2 protein-coding genes and 2 pseudogenes are annotated in these 4,288 nt (G+C 57.8%); 3 read left to right on the top strand and 1 reads right to left on the bottom strand.

Going from position 1 to position 4,288, the window contains the following annotated elements; genetic code table 11:
- Positions 1-155: 155 nt before the first annotated feature.
- The 3 genes and pseudogenes from OQZ28_RS17115 to OQZ28_RS17105 all read left to right on the top strand — a co-directional run.
- Positions 156-263, top strand: a pseudogene (locus OQZ28_RS17115) (integrase core domain-containing protein); the annotation flags it as partial.
- Positions 264-652: 389 nt separating this feature from the next.
- Positions 653-1,936 carry a chloride channel protein gene (locus tag OQZ28_RS17110; RefSeq protein WP_019092385.1) on the top strand — a complete coding sequence of 428 codons (1,284 nt, stop codon included), beginning with the start codon at positions 653-655 and terminating at the stop codon, positions 1,934-1,936.
- A 19-nt stretch (positions 1,937-1,955) separates the two neighbouring features.
- Positions 1,956-3,326, top strand: coding sequence for a ClC family H(+)/Cl(-) exchange transporter (locus OQZ28_RS17105; RefSeq protein ID WP_082770941.1), 1,371 nt, complete (start codon positions 1,956-1,958; stop codon positions 3,324-3,326).
- Positions 3,327-3,362: 36 nt separating this feature from the next.
- Here the strand turns inward: OQZ28_RS17105 and OQZ28_RS17100 are convergent.
- Positions 3,363-4,163, bottom strand: a pseudogene (locus OQZ28_RS17100) (cation:proton antiporter); the annotation flags it as partial.
- Positions 4,164-4,288: the final 125 nt, after the last annotated feature.

Here is a 4,288-nt window from a genome sequence, read left to right as displayed (position 1 = left end):
TCACCATACTGGCCAGTGGCTTCTGAAAGGCCACATCAACAGGCCTTACAGAAGACCGCACACGATCACACGTCAATATGGGTCAGAAAACTCTTGCATAACGGACGGCAACCACAGAAGAAATCCGGGCTCATCGAAGGTTAGAAGTAAGATATGGCCGGTTCAGGGATGAATGTCTCAACGAAACGTTGCTCACGTCCCTGATGCATGCCCGCCAGATTCTGGCTGACTGGCGGGCAGACTACAATACGGTGCGCCCCCACATCCCCAACTGGATGGCAAACACCGGACCCGGTCGCCAGACAAGGGTCTCAAGGGCATGGCAGAACGGCATGATAATCTGGATAATGAAACCAGACGGAACTCACCAGATGTATGAATGATCTACGTAGCAGTCCCGTAGATTTTGAGGATGAATCTCCTGTAGCTTCCCGGTATGGGTTCTGAGCAGGGGCGTAAGAAAAAATGGTATATGCCCCGTTCCTGTCTCACAGTCTGGACCTTCTCTGCCGTGACCATTTTGCCGACATTGTCATACCATGGTGCAGATCAGGCTGACTGCCAGTCCGTTCCGGGCCGAAATCGCGCCAGACGAGCCCGTCGGCTTCGTCGTCTGGCGCGTGTCAGGACCCTGAAATGGCAAAGAACACTCATGTATTGCTCGGGGGCTGTGCTGATCGGGATTATTTCCGTGATCTTTGCCCATCTGGGGGATGCGGCGGCCGATCTGCGTTACCACATCGTCGCCCTGAATGCCTGGTCCATGCTTCTGATTGCACCGCTTGGACTGGTCGCCATTACCTGGTTGACGCGCGTGCTGTTCAATGGTGCCCAAGGCTCGGGTATCCCCCAGACAATTGCAACATTGCATATGCATAATTTCATGCTGGTGGACCGAATCCTGACATTGCGCATTGCGCTCGGCAAGATCCTGATGACATGCCTCGGTCTGATCTGCGGCGCCTCAATCGGTCGTGAAGGACCCAGCGTCCAGATCGGGGCGTCCATCATGCATGCGTTCTCGCGGGCCATGGGTCAGCATAATGACGTCACCCGACACGGTATGATCCTGGCGGGCGGAGCCGCCGGCATGGCTGCGGCCTTCAACACGCCCCTGGCCGGAGTTGTATTCGCCATTGAGGAACTCGCCCATTCCTTTGAACAGAAATCGTCAGGACGGACACTGACCGTCATCATCTTTTCCGGGATCACCGCGATTGCCCTGCTGGGGAATTATACCTATTTCGGTCGCACCAGTGCCTCCATCCCGGTTGGTGTCGCATGGTTGGCCGTTCTGGTGTGTGGTGTAAGCGGTGGGCTGGCAGGTGGCCTTTTTGCCCGCCTTGTCATCAGGCTGTCAAAAGGATTGCCTGGATCACTTCGTCCGTTTGCAGCACGTTTCCCTCTCGGGTTTGCTGCTCTATGCGGTCTGCTTCTGGCCCTGATCGGACTGGCATCCGATGGTGCAACCTATGGTACGGGCTATCTCCAGGCGCGGGGGATCGTGGATGGCAGCCTCCATTATCCCGCGTCCTTCTTTCTCCTGAAGTACCTTTCCATGCTCATCACCTTCTGTTCGGGGATACCCGGGGGCATGTTTGCACCATCTCTTGCCATTGGCGCCGGAATGGGCGGATGGATCGAGCAGTTCCTGCCCCATACATCTCCAGGCGCGGTCGTTCTGCTTGGGATGGCGGCATATTTCTGTGGCGTTGCCCAGTCCCCCCTCACGGCGACGATTATCGTAATGGAAGTATGCGATAACCAGCAGGTCACGCTGGCGCTTCTCGCGACTGCGTTTCTGGCGTTCGGGGTCTCGCGCACGGTCTGCCCGCATCCGCTTTATTCCGCCCTCGCCGCGGGGTTCATGGAGAAGACGGAACGGAAGGCAGGTCAGGAAAAAACACTTTCAAGGCAGGAAACTGATCCCTCCTGAACCGGGACCCGGGTTGCTGATGCAGTATTCCGAGCCAGAGAACCGTCAGTCAACGAAAGAAGACACGATGCTGCAGCAGGTGCCGAACCGGAAACCACAACCGGAACAGACCGGGAGTTCCTGCAGTCTGGTTTTCCTGGCGTCAGCGTCAATCCTGATCGGACTTGCGACCGGTGCAATCTGTGGGGTCTTCCGCCTGTTTCTTAAAGGGCTGGAAACCGCGCGAACGGATCTGGCTCTCCGGTTTCTGCATGGTTCTCCGTGGGAGGGTTGCTTTCTGGTCGTGGGGGTTGCCCTGGCGGCCCTTGTCGCAGTGGAAATGGTGCGCCGTTTTGCGCCGCTGGCATCAGGCAGCGGTATTCCCCATGTCGAGGCCGTGCTGTCGGGCGTCGCAGTCCCAGCGCCATGGGTGCTCATCCCGGTCAAGTTCATTGGTGGTCTGCTGGCGATTGGAAGTGGACTGGCCCTGGGACGCGAAGGGCCAAGCGTGCAGATGGGTGCCGCGGCAGCCAATACGATCGGACGACTGCTCTCTCTGGGGCAGGCGGACTGTCGCGCTCTCCTCGCCGCTGGCGCAGGAGCCGGTCTTGCAACGGCCTTCAATGCGCCTGCTGCAGGTGCCGTTTTTGTCCTGGAAGAACTGGTGGGACGGTTTGAAGCCAGAATGGTGTGTGCGGCACTCGGGGCGTCCATTTCAGCCATTCTGATCAGTCGTGGCATCCTGGGCGGCCAGCCTGATTTCATCGTGTTCCATCAGGTCCCGCCTGAAGCGATCGCGAAGCAGCTGTTCTTTGTCATGACCGGTCTCATGACCGGTCTGCTGGCGGTTGGATATAACCGGACAATTCTTGCAGCACTGCGCCTTGCCGACCGTCTGCCTGTCAGCATACCCGTCAGGGCCGTTCTGATTGGTGGTCTGGCTGGACTTGTTGTGTGGCTTGATCCCCATCTGGCAGGTGGAGGAGACTGGATTACCCAGGCAGCGATAAATAATACGATAAGCTGGCGTATTATCCCTGCCCTGTTCGTTTTCCGGTTGATCTTCGGTGCGATTTCCTATGCTGCCGCAACACCAGGAGGACTATTTGCACCCATGCTTGCCCTGGGGGCACTGTCCGGATTGGCCTGCAGCTTTGTGGCGCAGATACTGAGCCCGGATACAGCGCTGGCGACCACGCCATTTGTGATTGTCGGCATGGCCTCCATGTTTGCGGGATCCGTTCGATCGCCCTTGACGGGCATTATCCTCGTCATGGAAATGACCGGATCGTCCGATCTTGTATTGCCGCTTCTGTCTGGAAGCTTCGCGGCAATGGTAGTGGCAGGAGCGCTCGGCGATACACCGATCTACGAGGCGCTGAGGCTCAGGGCAGCAACCGGAAGACGCTGAAATTATCACCTTTTGGAATACCTGTTTCATAAGGAATCATTCAGACCGGGATGCGGATGACGGATAGAGCCTGCGGGCGACCCGTTCCATGGTCAATCCCTGCACGATAATGGTGAACACTACCACGCCGTAACAGACAGGCAGCAGCAGATTGCGCAATTCACCGGGTGGCAGTCCAAGCGCCAGCGAAACCGAGATGCCGCCACGCAGGCCGCCCCAGGTCAGGATACCCAGAACACGGCCACGCTCCCATTGCCGGAGATGAACCGGGAGGGTGGAAAACAGCACGCTCAATGCCCGCACGGCGATGGACAGCGGGATCACGGCAAGCGTTGCCAGCACCGTAAACAGATGCGGCGTGATCTCCAGTATTTCAAAGCCGATAAGCATGAACAGCAGGACATTCAGCACTTCGTCAATCAGGGTCCAGGCGATATCGAGTTCCTTGCGGGACGCTTCATCGAAAACGGAATGGCTATAGCTTGTTCCGAAACACAATCCGGCCACGACGACAGCAATCGCGCCTGACATGCCAAGGTGGTTGGCAATGCTGAAGGTTCCGGTCGCCAGGGCCAGTGACGTCAGCAGATCGATATGCGGATCCCGCTGCCCCTTGAGCACACGAAGCGCAATCCACCCCGTCAGTGCACCCAGCAGGCCGCCACCAAGCGCCTCGCGGCAGAAGCTGAGGGCAATCCCGGAGGCGGCTACGCCCTGACTGTCTCCGGTCGCCAGTCCGATCGTCACACCGAAAATAACGACCCCGACGCCGTCATTGAACAGGCTCTCGCCCGCGAAAATGGCCTGAAGCGGCCCCGGCAGCCCCAGACGCTTTAAGGGGTCACGACACGAAAGTGTACTTTACGTACGCTTAGAGTGAACCCAACAAGAACGTTGAGGCTGTTCTGCTGAGAGTTCGATAGACAGTTGGCCGAGAAATAGAAAACAGTTCTGAAAGATCG

The sequence above is a fragment of the Komagataeibacter sp. NFXK3 genome (assembly GCF_054182245.1).
Note: the sequence above shows the minus strand (reverse complement) of the source record. Positions and strands in the feature narration are given on the sequence as shown.

What these genes read in the sequence shown, in the direction of transcription:
- OQZ28_RS17110 (WP_019092385.1), top strand. Translation starts at nt 653, where the DNA reads ATGTATTGCTCGGGGGCTGTGCTGATCGGGATTATTTCCGTGATCTTT.
- OQZ28_RS17105 (WP_082770941.1), top strand. Translation starts at nt 1,956, where the DNA reads ATGCAGTATTCCGAGCCAGAGAACCGTCAGTCAACGAAAGAAGACACG.